Source organism: Acetoanaerobium noterae, from assembly GCF_900168025.1.
Lineage (GTDB): Bacteria > Bacillota > Clostridia > Peptostreptococcales > Filifactoraceae > Acetoanaerobium > Acetoanaerobium noterae.
On sequence record NZ_FUYN01000004.1, the window covers coordinates 157,874 to 183,808 of the forward strand.

General features: G+C 32.4%; 24 protein-coding genes. 7 read left to right on the forward strand and 17 right to left on the reverse strand.

Going from position 1 to position 25,935, the window contains the following annotated elements:
* Positions 1-148: 148 nt before the first annotated feature.
* From B5X47_RS09255 to B5X47_RS09285, 5 genes are all read right to left on the reverse strand, one after another.
* A complete protein-coding gene (locus B5X47_RS09255; RefSeq protein ID WP_159446446.1) occupies positions 149-2,368 on the reverse strand; it encodes a leucine-rich repeat protein in 2,220 nt (739 codons plus the stop codon).
* 435 nt (positions 2,369-2,803) lie between these two features.
* Positions 2,804-3,829 carry a hypothetical protein gene (locus B5X47_RS09265; RefSeq protein ID WP_079589852.1) on the reverse strand — a complete coding sequence of 342 codons (1,026 nt, stop codon included), beginning with the start codon at positions 3,827-3,829 and terminating at the stop codon, positions 2,804-2,806.
* A gap of 255 nt (positions 3,830-4,084) precedes the next feature.
* Positions 4,085-5,404, reverse strand: a complete 1,320-nt coding sequence (locus tag B5X47_RS09275; protein ID WP_079589855.1) for a hypothetical protein — start codon at positions 5,402-5,404, stop codon at positions 4,085-4,087.
* A gap of 82 nt (positions 5,405-5,486) precedes the next feature.
* Positions 5,487-6,413, reverse strand: coding sequence for a helix-turn-helix transcriptional regulator (locus tag B5X47_RS09280; RefSeq protein WP_079589856.1), 927 nt, complete (start codon positions 6,411-6,413; stop codon positions 5,487-5,489).
* Positions 6,414-6,440: 27 nt separating this feature from the next.
* The gene (locus tag B5X47_RS09285; protein ID WP_079589857.1) at positions 6,441-7,085 is read right to left on the reverse strand and encodes a GGDEF domain-containing protein; all 645 of its coding nucleotides are present in this window, start codon (positions 7,083-7,085) and stop codon (positions 6,441-6,443) included.
* 311 nt (positions 7,086-7,396) lie between these two features.
* On the opposite strand from B5X47_RS09285, the gene B5X47_RS09290 reads away from it, so the two are divergent.
* From B5X47_RS09290 to B5X47_RS09300, 3 genes are read left to right on the forward strand one after another with little or no spacing between them, the layout of a single operon-like run.
* On the forward strand, positions 7,397-8,206 hold the full coding sequence (locus B5X47_RS09290; RefSeq protein ID WP_079589858.1) for a TIGR00266 family protein: 810 nt from the start codon (positions 7,397-7,399) through the stop codon (positions 8,204-8,206).
* A 21-nt stretch (positions 8,207-8,227) separates the two neighbouring features.
* Positions 8,228-10,249, forward strand: a complete 2,022-nt coding sequence (locus B5X47_RS09295; protein WP_079589860.1) for an alpha-amylase family glycosyl hydrolase — start codon at positions 8,228-8,230, stop codon at positions 10,247-10,249.
* A gap of 12 nt (positions 10,250-10,261) precedes the next feature.
* Positions 10,262-10,930: a YczE/YyaS/YitT family protein gene (locus B5X47_RS09300; RefSeq protein WP_079589861.1), complete on the forward strand. Its 669-nt coding sequence runs from the start codon at positions 10,262-10,264 to the stop codon at positions 10,928-10,930.
* A 77-nt stretch (positions 10,931-11,007) separates the two neighbouring features.
* On the opposite strand, the gene B5X47_RS09305 is transcribed toward B5X47_RS09300, so the two are convergent.
* Both B5X47_RS09305 and B5X47_RS09310 read right to left on the reverse strand, forming a co-directional pair.
* A complete protein-coding gene (locus B5X47_RS09305; protein WP_079589862.1) occupies positions 11,008-11,898 on the reverse strand; it encodes an amidohydrolase family protein in 891 nt (296 codons plus the stop codon).
* A 12-nt stretch (positions 11,899-11,910) separates the two neighbouring features.
* A complete protein-coding gene (locus B5X47_RS09310) occupies positions 11,911-12,933 on the reverse strand; it encodes a DUF362 domain-containing protein (RefSeq protein ID WP_079589863.1) in 1,023 nt (340 codons plus the stop codon).
* Positions 12,934-13,152: 219 nt separating this feature from the next.
* Here B5X47_RS09310 and B5X47_RS09315 point away from each other — a divergent pair, with 219 nt between their 5' ends.
* Positions 13,153-13,614, forward strand: coding sequence for an NUDIX hydrolase (locus B5X47_RS09315; protein ID WP_079589864.1), 462 nt, complete (start codon positions 13,153-13,155; stop codon positions 13,612-13,614).
* 34 nt (positions 13,615-13,648) lie between these two features.
* Complete coding sequence (locus B5X47_RS09320; RefSeq protein ID WP_079589865.1) at positions 13,649-14,308, forward strand: B3/B4 domain-containing protein; 660 nt, start codon at positions 13,649-13,651, stop codon at positions 14,306-14,308.
* A 58-nt stretch (positions 14,309-14,366) separates the two neighbouring features.
* Here the strand turns inward: B5X47_RS09320 and B5X47_RS09325 are convergent, their stop codons facing one another.
* From B5X47_RS09325 to B5X47_RS09370, 10 genes are all read right to left on the reverse strand, one after another.
* Positions 14,367-15,152: a radical SAM protein gene (locus tag B5X47_RS09325; protein ID WP_143215803.1), complete on the reverse strand. Its 786-nt coding sequence runs from the start codon at positions 15,150-15,152 to the stop codon at positions 14,367-14,369.
* Positions 15,142-17,511, reverse strand: a complete 2,370-nt coding sequence (locus B5X47_RS09330) for a glycyl radical protein (RefSeq protein WP_079589866.1) — start codon at positions 17,509-17,511, stop codon at positions 15,142-15,144. The genes B5X47_RS09325 and B5X47_RS09330 overlap by 11 nt, the downstream gene beginning before the upstream one ends.
* Positions 17,512-17,619: 108 nt before the next feature.
* Positions 17,620-18,168: a helix-turn-helix domain-containing protein gene (locus B5X47_RS09335; RefSeq protein WP_079589867.1), complete on the reverse strand. Its 549-nt coding sequence runs from the start codon at positions 18,166-18,168 to the stop codon at positions 17,620-17,622.
* A 9-nt stretch (positions 18,169-18,177) separates the two neighbouring features.
* A complete protein-coding gene (locus tag B5X47_RS09340) occupies positions 18,178-18,912 on the reverse strand; it encodes an NAD-dependent protein deacylase (RefSeq protein WP_079589868.1) in 735 nt (244 codons plus the stop codon).
* A gap of 46 nt (positions 18,913-18,958) precedes the next feature.
* Positions 18,959-19,213: a hypothetical protein gene (locus B5X47_RS09345; RefSeq protein WP_079589869.1), complete on the reverse strand. Its 255-nt coding sequence runs from the start codon at positions 19,211-19,213 to the stop codon at positions 18,959-18,961.
* A 52-nt stretch (positions 19,214-19,265) separates the two neighbouring features.
* Positions 19,266-20,177 carry an exopolyphosphatase gene (locus tag B5X47_RS09350; protein WP_079589870.1) on the reverse strand — a complete coding sequence of 304 codons (912 nt, stop codon included), beginning with the start codon at positions 20,175-20,177 and terminating at the stop codon, positions 19,266-19,268.
* 56 nt (positions 20,178-20,233) lie between these two features.
* Positions 20,234-21,613: a sensor histidine kinase gene (locus B5X47_RS09355; protein ID WP_159446447.1), complete on the reverse strand. Its 1,380-nt coding sequence runs from the start codon at positions 21,611-21,613 to the stop codon at positions 20,234-20,236.
* Entirely contained in the window at positions 21,603-22,295 is a 693-nt protein-coding gene (locus B5X47_RS09360; RefSeq protein ID WP_079589872.1) for a response regulator transcription factor, read from the reverse strand. Before B5X47_RS09360 ends, B5X47_RS09355 begins: the two co-directional genes overlap by 11 nt.
* A 33-nt stretch (positions 22,296-22,328) precedes the next feature.
* A complete protein-coding gene (locus B5X47_RS09365; RefSeq protein ID WP_079589873.1) occupies positions 22,329-23,018 on the reverse strand; it encodes a hypothetical protein in 690 nt (229 codons plus the stop codon).
* A gap of 85 nt (positions 23,019-23,103) precedes the next feature.
* The gene (locus B5X47_RS09370) at positions 23,104-23,958 is read right to left on the reverse strand and encodes a GNAT family N-acetyltransferase (protein ID WP_079589874.1); all 855 of its coding nucleotides are present in this window, start codon (positions 23,956-23,958) and stop codon (positions 23,104-23,106) included.
* A 168-nt stretch (positions 23,959-24,126) separates the two neighbouring features.
* Between B5X47_RS09370 and B5X47_RS09375 the strand changes: the two genes are divergently transcribed.
* Positions 24,127-24,999, forward strand: a complete 873-nt coding sequence (locus B5X47_RS09375) for a tRNA 2-thiocytidine biosynthesis TtcA family protein (RefSeq protein WP_079589875.1) — start codon at positions 24,127-24,129, stop codon at positions 24,997-24,999.
* A gap of 30 nt (positions 25,000-25,029) precedes the next feature.
* Entirely contained in the window at positions 25,030-25,935 is a 906-nt protein-coding gene (locus B5X47_RS09380; protein WP_079589876.1) for an EamA family transporter, read from the forward strand.

Here is a 25,935-nt window from a genome sequence, read left to right on the forward strand (position 1 = left end):
CCTTTAGCTAATGATTTATTTAATCATAATGTAATTTCTTTCCTTGGTAGTTATATTCTATATAATATTGAATAAAAAATAAACATCAACAAATATTACTTGTACTTGATGATGTTTATTTATCTCAATATAATTTTAGCATAAATTTTTATAATCTATCTCCTATAGGTGGTTCTAGTTGAGGATCTAGATAATCCATTGGCGGCTCTGGTTGTGGATCTAGTTTGTCAACTGCTCTTGGATATTTTAATTTAACTTGATTGCTCTCTGCTATCCACTCTACATCACAGCCTAGCTGCTCAGCTATAAACCTAAGCGGTAACATAGTTCTTCCTGGAGGAATAACTACTGGTTTTACATCAGGATTTTTTTCATCTATCATTTGTGACTTTCCATTTACCATAGCTATATTTTTCCCTATCCATAGCTCTAATACTACTTTATCATTTGTAATAGTAACTTTCTGTTCATCCTTATTCCAACTTACTGTAGCTCCAAGAGGCTCAGCTATATATTTCACTGGCAGCATAATTCTGCCATTCATATTAATTGGACTAGCATCAATCTTAATTGAAGTTTGATTTACTAAATAATCTGTCTTTCCTACATTAATCAAAATGTCAACATTTCCACCAAGATTTGGTGTAATTACATTTGGGATAGACGGACTGATTGCTCCAGGTATTTCAGGCTTAACTGTAGGTAGTATTTGCTTTGGCAATAAATCTATAGGTTCAGGCTTTACCTGTTCCAATAATTCATTCCAGTCTACTTTTTCATTGACACCAGGTATACTATCTTTTGAAATAGGAATAGAATTTACTTTCATAATAGGTATAATTGGTAAATCAACAAAACTATCAACCCCTACAGATAAATATGCATTCCATGTAGGCGATGACCAATTAAGCTTACTATTTAAATAATATATTTTAAATTCAGGTGAGACATTTGCAAATAATTCTTTCCCTATTTGTGGCGCATCACCATAAAATCTTGCTTGTTTAAGATTAGTACAAAATTTAAATGCGTATTTCCCCATTTGAGTAATAGTAGATGGTAGGCTTATGCTTGTAAGACTAGTACATTTTTCAAATGCTGAATTACCTATGGAAACAACTCCCTCAGGGATTGTAATATCAGTGAGATTAGTGCAAGACTTAAATGCATAAGCTCCTATCGTATCAACACTTGATGGCAAATTTATTTGGTTCAAATTATAACAAAGTGAAAATGCAGAGTCATCAATAGCCGTAATAGTAGAAGGTAAAGCAATAGTCTTTAAAGCATTACAATTGCTAAAAGCGTTATTTTCTATTTTATCAAGTTTTGATGGTAGCTTAACATTAGCTAAACTAATACAATCTTTAAATGCCCATTTATCAATTTTTGTATATTCTCCTTTAAATTCTATGTCTGTGATAGATGTACAAGCACTAAATGCCCCTATTCCTATTTTTTCTACAGAAGCTGGTATCACTACTTTTTTTAAATTACTACAATATAAAAAAGCAGAACCATTAATAAATTTTACTGAACTAGGAATTGAAATCTCAGTTAAATTTTTATTTGAACGGAATGCACTACTTCCTATCTCTCTAGTTCCTGCTGGAATTTCTGTAATTTTTTTAGTAGTAGGGCAAGCAAATAATATATCATTATCTTTATATAATATTCCTTCTCTACTTGAAAATACTTGATTTCCAGGGTTAACAATAAAGTTTTGAAGATTTTTGCAACCGTCAAATGCTATACTACTTATCGTTTTAACTTTAGAAGGTATTATTATTTGGTTTAATCCACTATTTAAAAATGCAAATTCCCCGATTTCTTCAAGACTATCTGGAAGCGTTATTTCTGTTAGACTTTTTGAATTAACAAATGAATCCTCTCCAATAACTTTTAAAGTACTTGGTAGAGTTACACTTTTAAGATTTTCGTTAAAGCTAAACGATCCAGTTTGTAGTTCTATAACTCCTTCAGGTATAACTACGCTAGTCAAGTTTGAATAGTAAAAAGCATTTGGTCCGATTGCAACTACTGGATATGCACCCATTTGTGACGGAATAACAACATCTTGGTCATTTCCGACATACTTAGTTATAGTAGCTAATCCATTTGCTGTTGTATATTGAAAGTCAGGATTTACTATTTTGTCAATTAATCCTGGGTCAAGAGGTTTTGCTACAATAGGTGGATTTGTAACTATTGGCGGCGTCACTGGGGTTATGGGTATCACAGGTGTTATAGATATTACTGGAGTAATAGATGTCATAGGCTGAGATGTCATTGATAATGCTGAATCTGTACCTAAAAATAATATGACACTTAAAGCAAGTACAAATGAAATGCATTTGAAACTTTTCATTAATAAGCCCTCCCCATATAACAAAATTAATAACACTGTATTTATACCCATATTTACATAAAATTATTTTTTTAAATTTATCACTCTACCCATAGTGGCTTAACTACTGCCTCTTGAGGTGTGTTATAAAATATGATGTTAAATGTTCCAATCAGCTCTGATGGGACTGTTGCCATATATACTGCTGAGGTGTGGGAAGGAGGATTTTTTTGCCGTACTATCTAGGCAGACTTGCAATATGTTTGCTAGTTCTTATTCCTTAAATATACTTACACTGATGCTGATATCTCCCAGTACTGCTAGAAGTTGAATAAACCAAGGTTTATAATTTGATTAAGTTAATTTTTAAATTCAAATAACAATTTCATAAAACCAACATTTACAATAAATTTAATAGGGATGCACATTATCGCACATCCCGACTAATAGCTATTATTAAATTACACTATTCATGACTTGTATTGAGTCATTTTTTATAATATTGATTCCAGATTTATTTATTGTGTTCATTTCATTTTCGTTTGCAGCCTTATTTACTAAATTTAATTTACACATTTTATAAAGCAATCCTACCAACATAACAGTATTTTTCACTACCAATTTATCTTGTTCTGAAAATTCGTTCCAATCTACTTTGTGCAATTTATTTACAACGTATGAAATATAGTTATAACTTTCTAAATATTTATTTCTTACTATATTAATAGAGTGAGTATAATCTTCAGCAGTTTTTTCAAGTTCATATAAATAGCTACAAATTTTATTTATACTACTTTCTGCTTTTTTCATTTGTGAATATGCTTCGTCAGCTTTATCAGATAGTTTTCCTCCAGTTACATTAAAAATAATTCCTCCTACTAATAGCCCGACTCCTAAAGTAGTAGCTCCTAATATTGTTGTTCCTAGTGCTATTCCACCACCTCCAGCTGCAATGGCTCCTCCTCCTAAAGCTGCTAGAGTAGCATTTGTAGCTGCAACGCCACTTAAAGACGCTATGGCAGTCCCTGTTGACGCTGTTCCTAATGCCATTACTGCAGATGTAGTTGCTCCAGCAGCCGCAAAACCACCAAATGTACCAGCTGCTGCTCCTCCTACCCCTCCTAAAAGCACCCCTGCTCCTACGGAAACTGTCTTTAATTCTTCCTTATCATATGTCGGAAGACTCACTCCATCTTTATTATATTGTTCAAATTTAGGTCTATTTTGAATTTTTTCTATAACGTTCGAAAAATCTTCAAAGCCTTTTAAAACTTTTAACTCTAATTTACCTAATTCATCCATTTTTTCATTAGTAAGTTTATTTTGGTTTTCAAATTTTTCAATATTTCTTCTATGCTGACTTTCAGTTGCTTTCATTGTATCATTTGCATCTTTCATTTTTTTTGCTCCATGTGCAGCTGTCCCTACTCCAGCAACTCCAGCTATTGCAGCTCCAACTCCTAAAATCAGTGGTATTGGCATAATATCATTCCTCCATTTTTTTTAATTTTTCACATTCAATTTTGTTTAAATTGTAATACATTTCTATATCCATTAATTTGTAGAATATTTGATTATATGTTTCATCTATCCTACATAATAAAGGTCGATTATTATAAATTGAACACAAGTTTCCAACTAAATACTTACATACTCCATGTCCATTATCTAAATCTTTATATATTTCTGAATTTCCTATATGCCTACAACAACAACCACACATATCACATTTATACATCATTCAAACACCAATGTTCCTTCCTTATTGGACATATGTTCATCAAAATCTCCTTCCCAAGCTTTTTTAATTCCTAATTTTTCGAATGTGTCTAATAATAATATATTTAATTCTTCATCAGATTTTGCATTTAAATATGTTTTTACTAATTTATTGTATTCTTGTGTTTCCTTTTTAAATAAATCAATATCTATTTTTTCAATATCACTTAAATAAATTAACAAAACTTCATTGATTTTTTTGTAAGATTCAATATTGATAAGTAATGAGTCATTTATTCCTAATCTTATACACATTTCTTTTAGAACTAATGTTATGAATCGAAACCATGCTATCAAGTTTAATCTCATAAAAAATAATAAGAAATTTCCTCCAGATCTAACTCCAGCATCTATGCCATCCATTACACATAATGTTCCATTTCCAAATAAGAGCATTACTCTTAAATCAGCATGTTTTTTACTTGGAATACATTCATTTAAAGGCTTTCCATATTGAAAATATCTTCTTAGAGACCAAATTAATCTAATAGATAAATCTGTAATAACTACTGGAATTGCTAATGAGATACCAAACCTAAAATCATATCCTTCTTGAAATGCTCTTGTTGCTATGGTAGCTAAATCTTGTTTATCTTTACCTACATTAAATTTTCCAAATTTACAAAATCCAAATAATTCATAAAAAGGTATCACTATACCAGAACCTCTACCGTTGTTACCTCTACTTCCTGATGAACCAGATATATCTGACATCAAGTGTCCAAACCAGTTTGCTATTCCACAAAACAATTTTGAAATAAAGTTATTCCCTCTCAACTCAAATTGATTATCTGTAGATATGGTTATAAGCTTTCCATCTGCTATGAATGATGATGTTGATGTAAATTGATTTAGTATTGAGAAAAATAAGCCAACTATATCTGGTGAGTGGCTTAATGACATCATATGATGATTTTTTGTTGACATATTAAATAGATTATTAACATCACCACTATGCCTCTGATCATAATTAACGTTAAATTTTTTCTCTAAAAATCCAATAGCACTTGCAACATTGCTCTCGTTACCTTCTCTAGGAGACCATCCAACCATTTTTGCAAACCCTTTTACGCTATTATCGACTTGTTCATCAGTCCACTTTGTTAAAACACTATCTTTTGGTGAACCTACTAAAAAAATGTCTACCATTCCACCAATAGCTCCACAAGCTACTGCTATCAAATAGTCATATTTATCACATTTATCTTTAGATAATATTAATTTTTTATTATCTTCTGTGTTTATTTCTAAATCATAATTTACTTTATTTTCGTACATTTGGTCGCATTTCCTTTCAACCCTCAAATTTAAATTTATCAAATATCATTAAAATGATATTTGATAATGAATATTTTAATTTTTATTCCTTTGGTAATATTTTGACCTTATCCCCCTGAGCCCCTAGCCACATGTATATCCCATCACCATATGACTCGGCTTTTATTGTGTATTTATTTCCTTCTTGGCTGATGATTTCTGCTGTAGGGAGTCTATCTAGTATGGCTTCTACTGATGAGCCAGTGAATTCAAATTCTACTCTAGTTAGTTCTCCTGAGTACATGAATTGTACTCTTTTTCTAAATTCTCCTTCTTGAAATTTTTTACCATGTGGGACTTCGAATTTTTCATGAAGGTTTTTGTAGCTATTTATTCTATCTATTCTATAGACTATAGGAATTTCTTTATCAGTATCTTCGTTATATGCTATAAGGTAGAAATAAAATTCTGAGAACATTATGGATACTGGTTTTACTATCCTTTCTCTTCTGTTGTTGTCTTGTCTTGTGTAGTCTATACTTATTTTTTCATTTTTGTTTATAGCTTCTGAAAGCTCCCATATTACAGATATTAGTTTTTTATTGTGTTGCAATGGAATATAATTAAATTGTTCGTTTTTTATAATTTTATTTATATGAGTTGTATGTTCTGGTAGGCTTTGTTCTAGAAGTTTTTTTATTATTAGGTCTAGCTCATCTTTACAAAATGCTCTACTTTCTAAGATTATCTTACATACAGCCATTATTTCTTCGTTTGTCAGCCATTCTCTTTGGAATTTTATGAGTTTGTAGCCTTTTAATTCTCTATCGTACTTTATCGTGCTGTCTTTTTCTTCGTAGTGTTTTTCTTGGATGTAGCACCTTAGGTCTTCTATGTCTCTTTGTATGGTTTTTTGATTAACATCATATTCTAATGAAAGTCGGTCTTTGGATAAAATCTCTCCTTTATTTAGCCTTTCGAATATATTTAGCATTCTAAAAGTTTTAGAACTGTCATGTATTTTTCCCATGTCATCACCTACCTCATATATTTTTTATTAATTTAGAACTAGATTTTTTTCTTGATTCATATTTGCTTTGTTCAAATTTTTATTTTGATACATGGCTATATCTGCATTTTTTATAAATTCATTTATTTTTATTTTAGTTTTTCCATTATATTCTGAGATTCCATAGCTGATACTGATATAAAATGGAAGTTTTTCTTTTTGATTTATAGCTGAAATACTTTCTTGTATTCTTTTTATAATTTTGGTTGCCTGCTCTTTGTCTGCATTAGGAAATACAATTACAAACTCGTCTCCCCCGAATCTAAATACAAAATCATCCTTTCTAATGCTTGATGTTATTACACTTCCTAGGCTAACTAAAAGTTTGTCTCCTGAGCAGTGTCCAAATGTGTCATTTATTGCTTTCATGTTATCTACATCTATAAAAGCTATAGTTGTTGGAGCATTTTGAGTAATTGTTCTATTTAATTCAAGCTGTAACCTTCTTATTCCATTAGATTTATTAAAAGTATTTGTTAAGTTATCTTTTGAGTAGTATTTCTTAAGTTTAGATATTTCCTTTTTTAGATCTGCTATTTTCTTATTTTTTCTCTGAAGTATATTCCTTTTTACTATAGTTCTTGTTTTAGTAATTTTATTTTTTGCTTTATTTTTTCTTGTATTTTTTCCCATAGTCTCACCCCAGTTTATTAGTGTATATTCTCATTTTACACATAGGGATGGACAGTATTAGTCCTTAAGAAATATTTTTTTATATTTTTTCACAGTTTTGTTAATTTTTTAATAAGTATATATACCTAGATTATACATCTCTTAATGTATAAGATAAACATATTTATTCATATTATTTACTTATATCAAATTTTATATTCCCTTCTATATATTTTTACTAGTTTTTTACAGTATGTATGTTGAGGTTTGATTATCTTGGGTATATTATTAGAGTTAATATACATATATCACATATGAGGAGGTATGATTTTATGAAAAGAGCACATGAGGTAGATTTTAAGGTTCATGGAGATGATATGCAGTTTGTAGAAATCCAGCTAGATCAAAACGAAACTATCATAGCTGAAGCAGGAGCTATGATGTATATGGACCAAAATATCCGTATGGAAACTATTTTTGGCGATGGTTCTGGCAGTGATGAAGGCAAAGGTCTCATGGGTAAAGTTCTAGGAGCTGGGAAAAGGGTTCTTACTGGTGAGAGTTTATTTATGACTAGCTTTACAAATACTGCTCCAGATAGAAAGTCTGTTGCATTTGCTGCTCCGTATCCAGGTAGAATCGTTCCTTTAGATTTAACTGAATACTCTGGAGAGATTATATGCCAAAGAGATGCATTTTTGTGCGCTGCAAAAGGTATAAGAGTTGAGATAGCTTTTCAGAAAAAAGTTGGCGCAGGATTATTTGGTGGTGAAGGCTTTATAATGCAAAGACTTCTTGGCGATGGTCTTAGCTTCCTGCATGCAGGTGGAACTATCATACAAAAAGAATTGGCACCTGGAGAAGTATTGAAGCTTGATACAGGTTGCCTAGTAGCTATGACTAATACTATAAACTACGATGTTGAGATGGCTGGAAATGTTAAGAGTGCTTTATTTGGTGGCGAGGGATTATTCTTGGCTACACTAAGAGGCCCAGGTCATGTATGGCTCCAATCTCTACCATTTAGTAGACTTGCTAATAGAATTTATGCTGCTAGTGGTGGCATGGGTGGCGGAAAATCTAAAGACGAAGGCAGTTTACTTGGAAATATAGGTATAGGAGATTTATTTGGAAGAGATTAAAGTTTAGAATGGAGTATTGCTATGAAAACTAAGGAAAAGGAGAAGTCTAAAATCAAGTTAGTAGAATTTGATTCATGGCTAGAGCCTTATGAAGACCATATAAAAACTAGGATTTCTAAATACAAAAAAGATAGAAAAAAGCTACTATCGGATGCCGATGATTTTACTGATTTTGCAAATGGTCATCTTTATTTTGGATTTCATAGGTCAAATAAAGGATGGTACTATAGAGAATGGGCTCCTGGAGCCGATTCTCTACATCTTATAGGTGAGTTTAATAACTGGAATCCAAGTTCTCATCCTCTTACCCATTTAGGTAATGGTTACTGGGAGATTTTCATTGATGGAAAAAAGTCTCTATGGCACGAGTGCCTAGTAAAGGTAAGGGTTACTAAAGATAATGTAAGTCATGATAAGATTCCACTATATATTAAACGTGTAATCCAAGACCTAAATACGCATAGTTTTTCAGGGCAAATCTACTGTCCCGAAAAGGATTATAAATGGATGACTCCTTCTTTTAAAATCCCTAAAAAGCAAGATTTACTTATTTATGAAGCCCATGTAGGTATGGCTCAGGAAAAGGAAGCTATAGGGAGCTTTTCTGAATTTACAAATATTGTTTTACCTAAGATAAAGGAAAAAGGCTATAATGCAGTTCAGCTTATGGCTGTGATGCAGCATCCATACTATGCATCCTTTGGCTATCATGTTTCTAATTTTTTTGCTGTTTCGTCGTGGTTTGGTACTCCAGATGAACTTAAAATTCTAATCGATACCGCTCACAGTATGGATATAGCTGTGCTTATGGATATCGTTCACTCTCATGCTGTAAAAAATACAGCTGACGGAATAAATGAGTTTGATGGAACTAGCTATCAATTTTTTCATGAAGGAGCTAGAGGAAATCACCCTGCTTGGGATTCTAAGCTTTTTGATTACTCAAAGCCTGAAGTGATTCATTTTTTACTTTCAAATATCAAATACTGGATGGATGAATATCATTTTGACGGATTTAGATTTGATGGTATTACTTCTATGCTTTATCTAGACCATGGATTGGGCAAGAGTTTCACTAGTTATGACCAGTATTTCTCTGACAATACTGATTTGGATGCTGTAACTTATCTTCAGTTTGCAAATGCTCTTATTAAAAAAATTAAACCCACTGCAATAACTATAGCTGAGGATATGAGTGGTATGCCTGGAATGTGTCTTCCTATTTCATATGGTGGATTGGGATTTGATTATAGGCTTGCTATGGGACTTCCTGATTTTTGGATAAGGATGCTAGAGCAAAGAGATGAAACTTGGAATATGTATACTCTCTGGTATGAAGCCGGTTCAAAAAGGCCCCATGAAAAACGTATAGGCTACTGTGAATCTCATGACCAAGCTATGGTTGGAGACAAAACGATTATGTTTAGACTATGCGATGAGGTTATGTATTGGCATATGCATAAATCTGACAACCACTACGTAATAGATAGAGCTATAGCTCTTCATAAGCTAATTAGATTTTTTACCTTGACGGCTGCCAGTGAAGCTTATCTGAATTTTATGGGCAATGAGTTTGGACATCCTGAGTGGATAGACTTTCCAAGAGAAGGAAATGGCTGGAGCTACAAGTACGCTCTAAGAAAATGGAGCTTAGAAGAGAATTCGGAGCTTAAGTATACTTATTTGAGTACTTTTGATAGATTTATGGTGTATTTTGCTCAAAATCATGATATTCTAAAGAAAAGCGAGTTTATTCAGGACTTATTTATCGATGATACAAGGAAGCTAATCGTATTTAAAGAACAGGATTTAATTTTCATTTTTAACTTCCATCCTACAGATTCATATTCTGATTTATGCTTCCCTACTAAAGATTCTAATTCATACAAGGCTGTTTTCGATTCTGATTTGGATATCTTTGGAGGCTATAACAGAGTCAGCCGAGACATAGTGTATCATAGTATAAATAATCTTAAGTTCAATGAAAACTGTATTACAATTTACAGTCCTAGCCGAACTTGCATAGTCCTAGAAAAGCTTTAAGGAGATGGTGTTTTGAGTAGTGCTTCACCTATTTATAAATTTATAAGATTATTTTTTGGTCTATTTTTATATTCTGTTGGCATAGTTATGACAATAAATGCAAATCTTGGGCTTGCACCATGGGATGTATTTCATAAAGGTCTAAGTACTACTTTTGGAATCACTATGGGACAAGCTAGTATTGCGGTAGGTTTTATGATTGTTATTATTGCCTTTTTTTTAGGAGAGCGCATAGGCTGGGGTACCGTGTTTAATATGTACTTCATAGGTTATTTTATCGATATCCTAATGCTTAACAATTTAATTCCTATTTTTGATTCCTTTATTCCTAGTCTAATTATGATGCTAGGTGGAATGTTTGTGATAGGATGTGCCACTGTAGCTTATATAGGCGCTGAGCTAGGCTCAGGCCCTAGAGATGGTCTTATGATTGCTCTTACTAAAAGAACTAATAAATCCGTGAGATTTATTAGAAATACTATCGAAATTTGTGCTTTATCAATAGGTTATCTTTTAGGTGGAACCTTAGGTATTGGTACTGTTATTATGTCGTTATGTATAGGATATTTTGTGCAATTTGCCTTTAAACTTCTGAGGTTTGATGTTACAAAAATCCATCATAGATATATAGATGAAGATATTATTTTTTTAAAGAAAAGATTTGCTACTAGTGAAAAATAAAAAAAGAGTCAAGAGGATATTTGTGTTATATTATCCCCAAAATATAGATTTTTGGGATAAGCACAGTCCTTTTGGCTCTATTTTATTTTTTGGATTTGTTTTATCATTAGCTCTTTTATAGTTTTATGAGATATTCCAGCTTCTTTCATGAGATTTATTTCATCAATTATTCCATTTGGGTGCTCTACCATATAGGCTCCAGCATCGCTTCCAAGTCCAACCTCTATGTTGTTTTCAAGAGCAAATTTTAAATTTTCTATCTGAAGCTGATATATTTTATTAACTGTATCCAGCTGATTTATTATAGCTTTTGGCTTATATTTCAGTATATTTCCAAGAGGTGCAAGTGTAGGTACCCATGTTGTACTTGAGCCTATGAACTCTTTTAGGGTTTGTTTATCTAGTAGATAGCCATGCTCTATAGTATCAGCATCTGCATCAATAGCCATCTTTACTGCTTCATTTCCATTTGCATGAACCATGACCTTAAGGTTTTCTTTCTTCGCCCTTGATATCATATGATTTAGCTCTAGTGGTGTAAACTGAGTTTTTTCGTAATATCCAAAGTTATCAAAATCCATAATACCAGTTACTATAAGCTTTACGTGGTCTATATCTAGGCTAAGAAGCTGCTCAAATAATCTATCAAAATCCCCCATAGTTTTTATGCTTTTTCCTAGGAAGTCTCCATAGCTACCTTCTTTATATATGGCAAATCCAGGCGTTTTATACTTTATTCCATTCTTGTCTGCTAGTTTTTTTGCATAAAGGGAGACGCCATATGCATCTCCCCCATCTTTTAGATAGATTATATTATTTTTCTTATATTTTTCTAAAATAGAAGAAATCCAAGCTGTTTTTTGGTTATCATCTGCCATGTTCCACTGCTTTATTGTAAATCCTGATTTAAGTGAAAGATGTATATGGCAATCTGATAAGCCATTTCCTATTCCCATATCTATGTTCATTTTTTAATCATCCTATTGTAGTTCAATTAGTTCATAGTCTTTAGAGCCAAAACCAATTTTCACAGCGTGCTCTATAGATTCTCTTCCATCGTCAAATAGCTTATCTTCACTTTGATTTTGAAGCATATCTATACAGGCAGCGTCTATTGCTACAGGATCCTTTGAAATAAATACTCCAATATCTGATGCAACTTCGTCCATATGCTGACCCATGCAGTCACATTCTTTAGTTATATTAATCAAATAAGTGATGTATACATTATCCTTGTCTTTTTGAGCTGCATACGCATATTCTGCGAGCTTTTCTTTAAAGTTTACTTCTGACCAATCATTTACTATAGCTCCTACTGGACATACTGCTATACAGCCTGCACATCCTACGCATTTTTCAGAGTGAATAAATGCTTTTTCTTTCATTTCTATTGCTTCTACATCGCATTTTTTTACACAAAGGCCACAGGATATACATTTTTTCTCTATTACCTTTGGGCTTATTCCAGAGTGCTGTGCTAGTTTTCCTCCTCTAGCTGCAAAACCCATAGCAAGCTGTTTCATAGCTCCGCCAAATCCAGCTGACCCATGACCCTTGAAATGTGCCATAACTAGAAATTGATTGTATTTTGAAAACTCTGTCCCTATTTTACAAGTTGAGAAGTATTCTTTATCTATCTTTATTTCGTCATAAGCTTCCCCATGGTCCCCATCTGCTATGATTATTGGAAGCTGAGTGAAACCGTGCTCTTTTGCAAGCTCTATATGACTATCTCTAGTAGTTCTTGAGCCTCTGTAGAGTACATTTGTCTCTATGTAGGCGCTTTCTATTTGATTTTCTCCCATATATTCTATTACATCCTTGTAACAGGCTGGTTTTATATATGTAGTGTTGCCTTTTTCACCGAAATGCACTTTCATGGGAACTGTTTTTTCCCAGATATGATTTTCATTTTTTACTAAAACTTCAAGTAACTCTCTAGCCGCTTTGCTTAGTTTTTCTTCAGATTTATCAGTAACTTTTTTAAAATAGACTTTTGACATAAGTAATACCTCCATCTTTATATTATTCTTCTTTGAAATATTTTTAAATGAATGGCTATTTTATAGCTTTCTAATTATATTTTATCATATTTATTATTTTTTAGCCTCATTGGATTATATTATAAAAATAAAGTTATTTTATTTTGTTTATTGTATACTTATTTGTGTGTTACAATATTTTTGTATGTTTATTAATTTTGATAAGTGCAGGTGATGGCTATGATTTTATCTACTCACTGCTATATAGAGCGTGACGATCAGATATTGATGATGCATAGGATAAAAAAGAAAAACGACATTCATATGAATAGATGGGTAGGACTAGGGGGTAAGATGAATCCTGGCGAAACCCCTGAACAGTGCATCATAAGAGAAATATATGAGGAGAGTAATCTAAAAGCTAATAGTGTAAAGCTTCGTGGTTTTATAACCTTTCCTGACTTTATGGGAGATAACGACTGGTATATGTTTTTGTTTTCTTGTGATGATTTTTCTGGAGATGTAATTGAGAATGAAGAAGGAAAACTAAAATGGATTCCAAAATCAGATATCAATCAGCTTGATATGCTTGAAGGTGACAAGATTTTTATGGAGTGGATGAATAAGTACAATTTTTTTACTGCTAGGTTCACTTATAAAGACGATGAGCTTATAGACTACAGTCTTGATACAATTATTTAATTTTTTCATAATATATTATTTTGGAGGTTACACTATGAATGTTAGAATTGATGAACAAGTAAAAGAAATACTACCTAATCTACAGCTAGGTATAATTGAAGCAAATGTTGTGGTTTCGCCTAGCGATGATGAACTATGGGGCATGATTGACTCTGTTTATAAGCATCTTCAGGAAACTCTTACTTTAGAGGATGTACTTAAAATAGAAAGTATTCAAGCTGCTAGAAGATCATATAAAAAATTGGGCAAAGACCCTAGCAGATATAGAGTTTCTTCAGATTCACTTATTCGCCGTATTCCTAAAGGAATGGATTTATATAAGGTAAATAATATAGTTGATATAAACAATCTTATTTCGCTAGAGACTGGCCATAGTCTTGGGTGTGTAGATTTAGCTAAAGTTAAAGGCGATGTAGTATTCACAAAGGGAAATGCGGGAGACTATTATGAGGGTATAGGAAGAGGTCAAATCAACCTTGAAAATATGCCTGTTTTTAAGGATGATGAGGGTTACTTTGCTTCTACAACTTCTGATTCTGTTCGAACTCAGGTAACTGAAGAAAGTAAGCATATTATGATGATGGTGATATGTTTTGAAGGTGATTCAAAGCTCAATGAGTATATAGAAAAAATAAACAGCCTGATGACAAAATATGCCGAGGCGAAAATTCTGGAGTCTAAAATTGTAGGTTAAAATAGAGATAATTCATAGGCTAAAAAAGTACAAGCCCAGATTTTGAGCTTGTACTTTTTTAATATTTTACAACATCAATTCCATAAGACATTGCAAGCTTTTTTAGCTCACTAATATAAATAGATGATGGTGCTTTGAGATTTTTAGATGCAGCTTTTATTCCAAGCTGTTCATATTTTTTTTCAGCATAAAAATGATGTGGTAAGAATTCTAATTTAGGATTATTTATATAGGATTTCATAAATTCAACTGTATTAATTATGTTTTCTTTATCTGAATTTATACTTTCAATCAAAGGTATTCTGATTATTAGTGGTAAATCCTTTTCTCCCATTTTCTTTATATTATCTAAAATAAGCTTATTATCTTTACTTGTCAGCTTAATATGCTTTGATGAATCCATATGTTTAATATCCACAAAAATAGTTGACATTTTATCTAAAACTGCTTCTACTTTTATAAAATCAAAATAGCCACATGTTTCAATTGCCATATCGATTGCTTTATCATAGAAAATTTCAGAAAGTGATTTTAACATTTCTAATTGAAGAGTAGGCTCTCCTCCAGAAAATGTAACTCCACCTCCAGAATATCTATAGAAGGTTTTGTATTTTATAACCTCATCTACAATTTCATTTATGTTGTATTCCTTAATAAACTCGCTATAAACTTGACTATTATTACATAGCTCAATCTGACTTTCTGGATTTGAGCACCAGATGCATCGAAGCGGACAGCCTGCAAGAAATATAAGCGTTCTAATTCCTTCACCATCATTTACTGAAAAATGTTGAGGCTTCATAAAATAACCTTTAAGAGCCTTTTTCGATATATTAAAATTCATCATGAGAAGTCCTTGCAATTATGGCATCCTGCATTGATTTCGAAAGATTGACAAACTGAGTGCTATAACCTGCTACACGTACTAATAAATCCTTATATTCTTCTGGCGTTTGTTGAGCTTTTTTTAATATTTCACTTGATATAGTATTAAACTGAACATGAAAAGCTCCAAGTGCAAAGAAGGATTGAATCATTGCTCCTAAATTACTTTGCCCTCTTTTAGTATTTACGAGGTTTTCATTTAGTCTTAAATTTAGCAATGTTCCTCCTGAATGTACATCTTGATTTAATTTTGCGGCTGATTTCATAGCTGCCAGAGGTGTAGTTTTATCACTGCCCACAAAAGGTGATACTCCTTCCGATAGTGGTTCTTTTGATTTTCTTCCACAAGGGGTAGCTCCTATAACCTTTCCAGTAGGCAAATAATTTGAAATTCCCATAAACGCTGTATTAAAAGGTTTTCCATTTATGTCCTTGTATGAATGTCCTACTTTATAGTAATGATTTGCTATATCACGGGCTATATTATCAACATAGTCATCATCATTGCCATATTTCGGCACTTCTATTGCCATATTTCTTAGCTCTTCAAAGCCCTCCCAATTTGCATTCATAGCTTCAATAATATCTTTCATTTCAATTAGCTTATCTTCGAATACTAATTTTTTTATAACAGCTAATGAATTTGCAACTACTGCTAATCCAATTCCTGTAAGAACTGGACCTAAATTATATTTAGCTCCTGCATCAACCAAATCTACACCTTTATCTAAGCATGATTCTATACATGAACTCAAAAAAGGTCTCGGAACCATTTCTTTGTGAAGCTTTTGTGCTACAAGTGTAGATATAACTGAATGCTCTATTAATTTATCAAATTCATCATAGAAAGCTTTTTCTACTTCATCAAATGATTTAAAATGAACTGCTGATTTATCTGTGATTCCAAGCTTCTCGTTATATATTCTACTTATACCATTATTAAGTGCAAATTCTAGCGCTGCAGCAAAGTTTATATTTACAGCAGAGGTCCACTCGCCTGTTTTTCTAAAATGAGGTACAACACATCCGCAATTATTCCAATCTCTAGCATCCTCAGGCTCATATCCAGCGTTTATGAGCATTTGATATCCTGCACTATCATTATGTATAGCTGGGAATCCTGTTCCAATGCTTACTAAATCAGTTACTGCCTCAAGAAATTCTGTAGGGCAGTCTTGATGAATTCTAACGCTTAAGCCTGGCTGATGGGTTTTAATATTTTTAGTAGCTTTAAGACACATATATGAAAGCTCATTTGTTGCATCTTTCCCATCTCTTGTTTTACCACCTACAGTTAGATTTTGAAATTGATTATAGCCCGCAAAGAATTCTGCTGTGTTGGCAGAAATAGTCCATACCCACTCCGATATTTTAATCCAAAAAGCTTCGATTAGTTCTTGAATATCATCCTTGCTTGATTCTTCACTTTCTATATCCGATTTATAATAAGGGTACATGAACTGATCGAATCTACCTATGTTTAATGCCAGTGGATTTTCAGATAATATTCCCCCTAGTTGAGTAAACCAAACGAACTGAATTGCTTCATGAAATGTAGTTGGTGGATTTTCTGGAACTGTTTTACATATTTGGGCAATTTTTATAAGCTCATTTTTTCTATTTGAATTTATTTCTATTGATGCTAGGTTTTCAGCTTCTTTTGAATATCTTTTCGCAAGAGTTATTATCCCTTCTGAAGTGTGGATAACTGATTCATAAAAATCTATTTTCCCGATATCCTCTGGAATATAAAGGGATAAAGTTTCTAGCTTAGCTTTAGCATCTTTTATTATTCCGCTAAACCCTTTTTTAAATAATACATCCTGATAATCTGGAGTGATTTCTCCTACTGCTTGTCTCCATTTCGAATCATTGTCAATTATTCCAGTATCTACGGCTATTTTAGCAGTTTTTTCAGGTAGACGTGATAAGAATGCCTCTTCTAAAGACTTTCCTTCCCAGTACGGGAATATAGCCTCTCTAACGTAGCTCTTTTGTTCATCTGTTATTTCATAAGGGTCTTGAACTCTATTGCTAAAATTATCCATTTCTTTGTCTACCCATGTCCACGAAAATTCAGGTGTAAGAATCCCGCACTTTCTAAATTCTCCTATTGCTCCTACTATAAGCTCATTATCAAAAATTTTAACATCTAGATTCTCACAGGTGAATTTAAAAGCTTTTGCTCTTCGTTGGCTTATGCTTTGTCCCTCAGTTTCTTTATGAGACTGAGTCCACAGCTTGGCTCTTTGGTATGATATAGCTGGTTTTGAATTGATATAATTTAGCCTAGCGCTTTCATTTCTAGCAGTAGTCATTGTATACCTCCTACTTAACCCAAAATTTATATTATTATGCTATATTATACATTGTGCGTTATAACATATTCAAGTACAAAAAAATAAACGAAGAAATTATCTTCGTTCTTAGTATTTTATTATATTTTGAAATATGACCTCTTCTTCATAAGGGTTAGAATATATGTGGACTTTATCACCTCTAAAGGAAATTGCTGAAGGTGCTTTTAGTATATATTGATTTTCGTCAACAATAAGCTTTAAAACTCCTTTTGTAACAGTAATATACTCTTCACAAGAACTATTGTGAGGTGAAGCTTGATGATACGCTCCAGGAAGAAGCTTTATATAAAAATATTCAAATCCCAGAAATGGGTTAAATGGAAAAACATTATATAATATCATTTTACCATCCGATTCAAACATAGCTTCTAAAGCATTTATATCAATTACTTCTGAGTCTTGTTTTTTACTACTTAGAAATTCAGAAAATGATAATTTTAGCCCAGTAGATATTTTCCATAAAGTTGATATCGTAGGAACGGATTCTCCTCTTTCAATTTGTCCTAGCATTGCCTTGCTCACACCCGTTAACTTTGAAGCTTCATCAAGAGTTAATCCCCTTTTAAATCTTATCTCTTTAAGAACTAATCCTATATTTTGTGATGGATCCTTCATTTTGTCTCCTTATTTGATAGCCAGTTCAAGTACTTCGCCTATGCTATCTCTAAATACTAGTCTTGCTTTGCTTTTTTTATAAACTTCGCCCTTATTTATAAGTATCAGATTATCTCCTCTATAGTAATCAATAAGGCCTGCCGCAGGGTACACACTTAAGGAAGTTCCCCCTATTATTAAGGTATCTGCATTTTGAATTGCCGATACTGATTTTTCTATCACTTCGTAATCAAGACCCTCTTCATATAAAACTACATCTGGTTTTATTATATCAGAGCATACATCACATAGAGGAACATCCTCTGAGATTAATACATAGTCAAGGTCAAAAAACTTATGACAGCCCATACAGTAATTTCTATGAACACTTCCATGAAGCTCTAGTACATTATTTGAGCCAGCTGCTTGATGAAGTCCATCTATATTTTGAGTTATTACTGCCTTTAGCTTTCCCATTTGCTCAAGCTTTGCAAGTGTATGATGTGCTAGATTTGGTTTTGCATTTGGAAATATCATCGAGGTCTTATAAAAGTCATAAAAAAGCGAAGTTTGATTCATAAAAAAGCTATGACTGAGCATGGTTTCTGGAGGGAAATTGTATTTTGATTTTATGTTGTATATGCCTTCCTCTGAGCGAAAATCTGGGATATTGCTCTCAGTTGACACTCCTGCTCCACCAAAAAACACTATGTTTTCACTAGCTTGGATGATTTTTGATAGTTCATAGATAGCTGTCTCATCCATAAAATTCCCTCCAGTCCCTGCTTTAAAAAATTTCAAATTCTTTAGATTATTTTTTTAGTATATCCTTAGCATCCATTATACTTAGTATCGCTAGCTCTAAGTCTTTTTCATTTTTCCTAATTATATAGGTTCTTGATTTATTCTCTTCAACTAACATATAGTCTTGATTACTATTCATTCCTATTATTACGTCTTCTATACTTTTTAAATAACCCAGAACTTCATCTAGCTCTATTCCATCTAGTAATACCTCTGCTATTTTTACTGTCCAGTCTTTTTTGCCAAGTGTAATTTTATTCATTAAATCTTACCTTCCATTTCTATTAATATTTGATTTATTATATTATAAGAGCTTACTTGTCCATAAGATAATCAGTTATTTCATTTATAACGTCATTGGCTGAGTCATATGGAACCTGACAAGTACCAACCATCTTATGACCTCCACCGCCATGTTTTAGCATTAGCTTTCCTATATCTGCAGTGCATGTTCTATTTAATATGCTATAACCAACAGCAATGCTAACATTTTGTTTTTGCTTTCCATCTACTATCCACATAGAAACATTTTGCTCAGGATATAAGCTATATATCATAAATCTATTTCCTGTGTATATAGTATCAACATCTCTAAGGTCTGTTATTATTACATTATTTTTAATTGCTGTATGTTTTTCTACCATACTTTTAAATTTTTCTGTTTGATCAAAATACATATCAACTCGTTCTTTTACATCAGGTAACTCAAGAATTTCTTCTATTTTCATATTTCTAAAAAGATTAATCAGCTCTTCCATAAGCTGGTAATTGCTAATTCTAAAATCTCTGAATCTTCCTAAGCCTGTTCTTGGGTCAGATATAAAACCAAGCAGTATCCACCCATTTGGATTTAAAATTTCTTCTCTTGAAATTTGACCAGAATCAACTTTATCAACTGCTTCAATCATTTCTTTATAGTTCGGAAATTTTGATTCCCCGCCATAGTATTCATATATGATTCTTGCTGCAGAAGGTGCGAGTCTACTTTCTCCTTTGACATCTTGATTCCATCCTAAACGATCATTTTCAGATGTATGATGGTCAAACCACATTCCACACCCTTTAACATAAGGAACATTGGCAAGTACATCATTTTCCGTAGGCTGAAATAAGCCATCTTGTAAATCTTTTGGGTGTACGAATGTCCAGCTATCTATAATATCAGCTTCCTTCAATAGCATTCCACAAATTAATCCATCAAAATCCGAACGAGTAACAAGCCTCATATTCATTCCTCCTGCAATTTGAATTTAGTTTATTTTACCACTTGGTATTACTTCTCTCAACAATGTTTTAATGGAATCTCTAGCTTTACTGTAAGCCCTTTGCTTTCATTTATATAAGCAGAAGCACTCCCACCTAAAAGTACCATGTTTGTGCTTACGATATAAAGTCCTAACCCATCTCCTTGAGTTTCTTTATGCTCATTGCTTCTATAGTAGGCAGTAAATATTTTATCTAACTCTTCTTGCTTTACTCCCATTCCACTATCAGCTACCTCAATTGTAACAGAATTATCTAGTTTTTTTACTGAAATATCTACTTTACCACCATATGGAGTAAATTTATAGGCATTTGTGAGTAAATTATACACTGATTGATTTATTTTATTTTTATCTGAATGTATTACTAGTTCGTTTGAAAGACTCGATGTAAGCGCAATATTTTTCTTAGAGTATTGTAAGCTAAGGCTTTTTATAATGTTTTTTATTTCTTTTGTTAAGTCAAGTTCAGATAATTCTACAGATGTATCATCACTATCATCCGTTATTATATCTGAAATATTTGTCATCATTTCAGACAAAGTATCTATCTGTTCTAGGCATAGATTTAGATTTTGCTCATCTAATACTATCACTTCATCTATAGCTGCTTCTATATTTGATTTTAAAATAGTTAGAGGTGTTCTAGTTTCGTGAGAAAGCTTGTCAGCTTTTTCTTTTCTTATTTTGGTCTTAAGTTTTAATCTAGATGCAAGGTTTAGTAAGGTTAACTGAATTTGTTTGATTTCTACTGTTTCTGAAAGTGCTATATCGACCTGATCATCTTGCTCTATTTTACTTGCATAATAGGCAGTGTCTATGAGCTGCTTTGAAAACTTAGCACTTACTATCCAAATAATTAATCCCGCAATAATAGCAACTGATATAAAAGCAATAGCTGCTCCACTATATAGTGCTTTATTAAAAAGCACTGAGGTTTGCCAGTTTTTTACATCTTTATTTCTAATTATTTCAAGATTTCCTATTTTTTGATTTTCATCATTTGAAACATCAAATATATCTGCCTCAAGCTCCAAACTATCCTCTTGGTTATTTCCAGAGTTCATATGTCCCTGACCCATCGCTCCACTCGAGGTGAAAAGTAGTCTGCCTTGATTCGAATATATATTTATCTCTACTATAGGGTCACTCATATACGACGATAAAGTCCTTCTATATGCCATCTGTGACATCATCGGTCTTGAACTACTTGAGCTTTCTTTATCCGCTATTATCTCTTGAGCTATTAGTGATATCCTAGCTATATTTTGATTATACTCCTGCATTATATAGCTATTAAAGTAGTTATCTATATATTTACTCGCAATAAAAGACTGTATTAAAACCCCTACGGAAAGTATTGCTATTATAATAATAATGAGTTGATTTTTAATCTTCATCTGAGCCTCCAAATATATATCCAGCTCCATATTTTGTTTTTAAATATTTAGGGTTTTTAGTATCCTCTTCAATCTTGTGACGTATTTTTTTAATATGAGCATCTATAGTTCTATCAAAACCATCAAAATCATTGCTAAATGCAAGCTCTATAAGCTGCTCTCTAGATAATATCTGCCTAGGATTTTTAAAAAAAGCATATATTATTTGAAATTCCTTTGATGTTATATCAATTTCATCTTCATTTTTATATAGCTTTTGTTTATTCAAGTCGAGCTTTAATTCGCCCTCTATTAACACTTGTTTATCTTCTATTGCTTTATAGGTTCGTTTTAGCATAACCATTACTCTTCTAACTAATTCTTTGGGACTAAAAGGCTTTGTAACATAATCATCTGCTCCATTTTCAAAGCCTTTTAGTCTATCTACTTCCTCTTGCTTTGCCGTGAGCATAATAACTGGTACGTCTGATATAAGTCTTATTTCTCTTAGTACTTCAAATCCATCGATTGTAGGCATCATAACATCGGATATGACTAAATCAGGATTTGAATCTCTAAATAAGGCAAGACCTTCTATCCCATCGTTTGCAATTAGGGTAGTATAGCCTTCTTTTTCCAAATATTTTGCTACTATTTCACTGATATTTTTCTCATCTTCTATTATTAATATTTTAAATGGCATTGTAATTTTTCTCCTGTCAAAATCATATATTTACTATATAGTCCATTCATCGTGTATGATTCCTATGATATAAAGCTGAGAGTTATATTCCTCCATCACTATTCTTAAGCTAGTCCAGTCCATACCCGTATACTGTGGATCAAATCCTGTAAAATGAAACTCCACAAACTGAGCATTTGGATATACCTCTTCAATATTATTTATAGTGTTTCCTGTTTGAACTATTTGATTATTTCCTACAATATGAGGGTTTGCAAAATCCTGATTATATACGAATCTATCATAGTAATCTGAAAAAATAAGGTCTATTGGTTCTCCTGAGCCGTCATAGCTTCCCCAAGTATAAATGTCAGAAGAATTCATGTAGGGCTCTAGGTCATTGGCAGTTACTATTATATCATTTGTTTCATCTATATATGCATATGGTGAAAATCTTATTCCTTTTTGAGGATGTGCATAGTTTTTAAGTTCATTCATATCTCTTGCTTTTAATATGTTTACTACCTTAGTAGCTAGAGATAAAGATGTCATTGCACCAGCCTCATTATTTGCGTCCTCATTTAATTGCTCTTCTAAGCTACTAATCTTTTCTTGCAAAATTTTATTCTCATCTTTTAGTGAATCGAGCTCTTTAGACAAATCCTCTGTATTTTGGGGAGTACAAGCACTAAATATCAGCATGAATATTAAGCCTAAAGCTAAAATAATATTGTTTTTATACATAAAAAACCAACCTCCTTTTTAGATAATTTACCCTAAAATCATAAATTCATCCAAAATTTAGGTTGGTTTAAAATTAACTACTTGTTTATTTTTTTAGATAATAGAAATAGTCCATTTTCCAATCTGACCAAGTAATATATCCATTTGCCTTTAAATTTTCTAATAGCTGAGGTTTTTTTAGATTTACAGTAGTATATGGTGTAAATCCAGTTTTATTTTTTTGATATAGATAATCGCTAAATATCTCTATAGTATCTATATCTTCATCTATAGCCACAAAGCAGGTTTCCACTTTATAGTAGATAATGCCTTTCTTTCCGTTTATTTCCCAAAAAGCATCTTTTTTTATAAGTATATCGTACAATTCTTCTGTTACATCCATAAAAGTGAAGTCACAGTGAAATACCATATCTCTTGATTTAAAATAATCTAAGTTCATAAACTCCTCTAGTGTAGGCTTCCACCTAGTAACTACAAAAGACTTAGTCGTTATCACTGCATTATTCTCTTCATACGGCTTCATAACTATCATATGCTGCTGCTCTAATTCAAAGCCTGAGGATTCAAGCATCTTTCGACTAGCTGCATTATTAAGATGAGTACAGGCTCCTAATTTATTTACTTTCCCTTCTTCAAGATATTTATTTGCCAATTCACTCATATATTCTTGAATTCTTCTTGCTAATTTTTGACCTCTATATTCCTCATGTACCCTAAGTCCCTCAAGCCATCCCATATGCTCTGGAAGTATAGAAAACTTTGAAATTCCAGCTATTTTATTTTTAGCTTTGTCTATTATACAGAAAAATTCTCCTTTTTCATCATCAACCCAGTTATGAAAAACCAATGGCATATAATCAGTTCCATCCCATATGTCTTTGCACATTTCTTTTACTTCCTCGTAATCGTCATGGGTTAATAGCCTAAATTCGTACTCCATATTATGCTCCCCTTTTTCTATGTATAGTTTTGCTTATATAAAATGTTATTTTTGTACGAATTATATTATACCATTATAAAAGTTTTTAGAATATTCAATTTTGATTTTTCTTAGGGACAAAAATACGACATAATGATATAATATTTCGTTGAAAGATGAGGTGTAAAAATGTCAGAACTAGCAGGAAATGGTTGTGAAGTTTTGGTGCCTTTTAATGAAAGAAGGCCCTTAGATGTAATTGAAAGAAGTATAATAAAAACCTATAGAAAAGGTATATGGTCAAAATTTTTAAAGGCATTAAATGACTACGAAATGATTCAGCCAGGCGATAGAATTGCTGTAGCTATATCAGGCGGCAAGGACAGCATGCTTATGGCTAAATTATTTCAAGAGCTTCAAAAATTCAGCAAGATTCCTTTTGAGGTTGAATATATAGCTATGGATCCAGGTTATCATCCAAGCATAAGAGAGCTTATGATGGATAATTTTAACTATCTTAATATACCAATTAAGGTATTTGAAACTGATATATTTAAAATTGCCGATAAAATAGCCCAAGACTATCCTTGCTATATGTGCGCAAAAATGAGGAGAGGCGCTCTATATAACAAAACTAAGGAGCTAGGCTGTAATAAGCTTGCTCTAGGACATCACTTTAACGATGTCATAGAAACAACTATGCTAAATATGCTCTATACAGGAGCATTTAAAACCATGCTACCTAGACTCAAGTCTACAAATTTTGAAGGTTTAGAGCTCATTAGACCTCTTTACTATGTGGAAGAGGTATTTATTGAGAGATTCACTCAAACAAATGGAATCTGGCCCCTTAACTGTGCCTGTATGGTAGCTGCTAAGAAGACTGGCAGTAAACGTAAAGAAATGAAAGAGCTTATTGCTAATCTAAAAAAGAATTTTAATAATGTAGATAAATCTATTTTTAAAGCTGCCGAAAATGTGAATTTAGACTGCGTTCTAGGCTGGCAACAACACGGTGAAAGCTTTTCCTTTTTAGATGAATTTGATTCAACAGATGAGTAAAGATTAAAAAATGAATATTGGGAGGTTTTTATGAAAAAGAAGGATTTAGTAATGGCTTTAATGGTTGTCATCATATGGGGAGTCAACTTTACTGTTATTAGATTGGGGTTAAACGGTGTGCCTTCTATGCTATTGGCAGCACTTAGATATACCTTTGTACTACCTGCTCTCTTTTTTGTTAAGCGTCCTAAGATAGACATGAAATACGCCATCGCCTACGGATTATCTGTAGGTGTTGGTCAATTTTCATGTCTTTTTTATGCAATGCAAATAGGTATGCCTGCAGGATTATCTTCAATAACTCTACAATCAGCAGCATTTATGACTCCACTACTTGCTTTTTTATTTCTACATGAATCCATAAAGCCAAAACAAATAATAGGGCTTTTTATAGCTGCTATTGGACTAGCTTTTATTGCAAGCAATGTTGGCAGTATCACTACTGTTCCTCTTCCTGCACTTTTACTTACATTATCGGCTGCATTTTTCTGGGCTCTATCAAATATTGTGCTTAAATTCGCTTCAAACAAAGCTGAAGCATTAGGTGAGAAAATCGATATGCTTGGTGTTGTAGTATGGACTAGCTTAGTCCCTCCTATCCCTCTTTATATTTTTTCATTTATACTAGATGGCCCAGATGTTATGCTAAAAACAGTAACTTCTCTTAGCGCAATTTCTATTTTCTCTATTTTCTATTTGGCATTTGGAGCTACTATTTTTGGTTATGGAACTTGGAGCGTACTTCTTGGAAAATATCCAGCTTCAAAAATAGCTCCTCTTTCACTTATGGTTCCTGTAACTGGACTTCTTAGCTCCCAGATTATTTTAAAGGAACAGCTATCAACCTCTCAGTGGACTGGAGGCTTCATTATCCTGCTTGGACTTATATTCTCTACTTTAGATATAAAATCATTAATTAAATTTAATAAGGTATAA

What these genes read in the sequence shown, in the direction of transcription:
- B5X47_RS09255 (WP_159446446.1), bottom strand. Translation starts at nt 2,368, where the DNA reads ATGAAAAGTTTCAAATGCATTTCATTTGTACTTGCTTTAAGTGTCATA.
- B5X47_RS09265 (WP_079589852.1), bottom strand. Translation starts at nt 3,829, where the DNA reads ATGCCAATACCACTGATTTTAGGAGTTGGAGCTGCAATAGCTGGAGTT.
- B5X47_RS09275 (WP_079589855.1), bottom strand. Translation starts at nt 5,404, where the DNA reads ATGTACGAAAATAAAGTAAATTATGATTTAGAAATAAACACAGAAGAT.
- B5X47_RS09280 (WP_079589856.1), bottom strand. Translation starts at nt 6,413, where the DNA reads ATGGGAAAAATACATGACAGTTCTAAAACTTTTAGAATGCTAAATATA.
- B5X47_RS09285 (WP_079589857.1), bottom strand. Translation starts at nt 7,085, where the DNA reads ATGGGAAAAAATACAAGAAAAAATAAAGCAAAAAATAAAATTACTAAA.
- B5X47_RS09290 (WP_079589858.1), top strand. Translation starts at nt 7,397, where the DNA reads ATGAAAAGAGCACATGAGGTAGATTTTAAGGTTCATGGAGATGATATG.
- B5X47_RS09295 (WP_079589860.1), top strand. Translation starts at nt 8,228, where the DNA reads ATGAAAACTAAGGAAAAGGAGAAGTCTAAAATCAAGTTAGTAGAATTT.
- B5X47_RS09305 (WP_079589862.1), bottom strand. Translation starts at nt 11,898, where the DNA reads ATGAACATAGATATGGGAATAGGAAATGGCTTATCAGATTGCCATATA.
- B5X47_RS09310 (WP_079589863.1), bottom strand. Translation starts at nt 12,933, where the DNA reads ATGTCAAAAGTCTATTTTAAAAAAGTTACTGATAAATCTGAAGAAAAA.
- B5X47_RS09315 (WP_079589864.1), top strand. Translation starts at nt 13,153, where the DNA reads ATGATTTTATCTACTCACTGCTATATAGAGCGTGACGATCAGATATTG.
- B5X47_RS09320 (WP_079589865.1), top strand. Translation starts at nt 13,649, where the DNA reads ATGAATGTTAGAATTGATGAACAAGTAAAAGAAATACTACCTAATCTA.
- B5X47_RS09325 (WP_143215803.1), bottom strand. Translation starts at nt 15,152, where the DNA reads ATGAATTTTAATATATCGAAAAAGGCTCTTAAAGGTTATTTTATGAAG.
- B5X47_RS09330 (WP_079589866.1), bottom strand. Translation starts at nt 17,511, where the DNA reads ATGACTACTGCTAGAAATGAAAGCGCTAGGCTAAATTATATCAATTCA.
- B5X47_RS09335 (WP_079589867.1), bottom strand. Translation starts at nt 18,168, where the DNA reads ATGAAGGATCCATCACAAAATATAGGATTAGTTCTTAAAGAGATAAGA.
- B5X47_RS09340 (WP_079589868.1), bottom strand. Translation starts at nt 18,912, where the DNA reads ATGGATGAGACAGCTATCTATGAACTATCAAAAATCATCCAAGCTAGT.
- B5X47_RS09345 (WP_079589869.1), bottom strand. Translation starts at nt 19,213, where the DNA reads ATGAATAAAATTACACTTGGCAAAAAAGACTGGACAGTAAAAATAGCA.
- B5X47_RS09350 (WP_079589870.1), bottom strand. Translation starts at nt 20,177, where the DNA reads ATGAGGCTTGTTACTCGTTCGGATTTTGATGGATTAATTTGTGGAATG.
- B5X47_RS09355 (WP_159446447.1), bottom strand. Translation starts at nt 21,613, where the DNA reads ATGAAGATTAAAAATCAACTCATTATTATTATAATAGCAATACTTTCC.
- B5X47_RS09360 (WP_079589872.1), bottom strand. Translation starts at nt 22,295, where the DNA reads ATGCCATTTAAAATATTAATAATAGAAGATGAGAAAAATATCAGTGAA.
- B5X47_RS09365 (WP_079589873.1), bottom strand. Translation starts at nt 23,018, where the DNA reads ATGTATAAAAACAATATTATTTTAGCTTTAGGCTTAATATTCATGCTG.
- B5X47_RS09370 (WP_079589874.1), bottom strand. Translation starts at nt 23,958, where the DNA reads ATGGAGTACGAATTTAGGCTATTAACCCATGACGATTACGAGGAAGTA.
- B5X47_RS09375 (WP_079589875.1), top strand. Translation starts at nt 24,127, where the DNA reads ATGTCAGAACTAGCAGGAAATGGTTGTGAAGTTTTGGTGCCTTTTAAT.
- B5X47_RS09380 (WP_079589876.1), top strand. Translation starts at nt 25,030, where the DNA reads ATGAAAAAGAAGGATTTAGTAATGGCTTTAATGGTTGTCATCATATGG.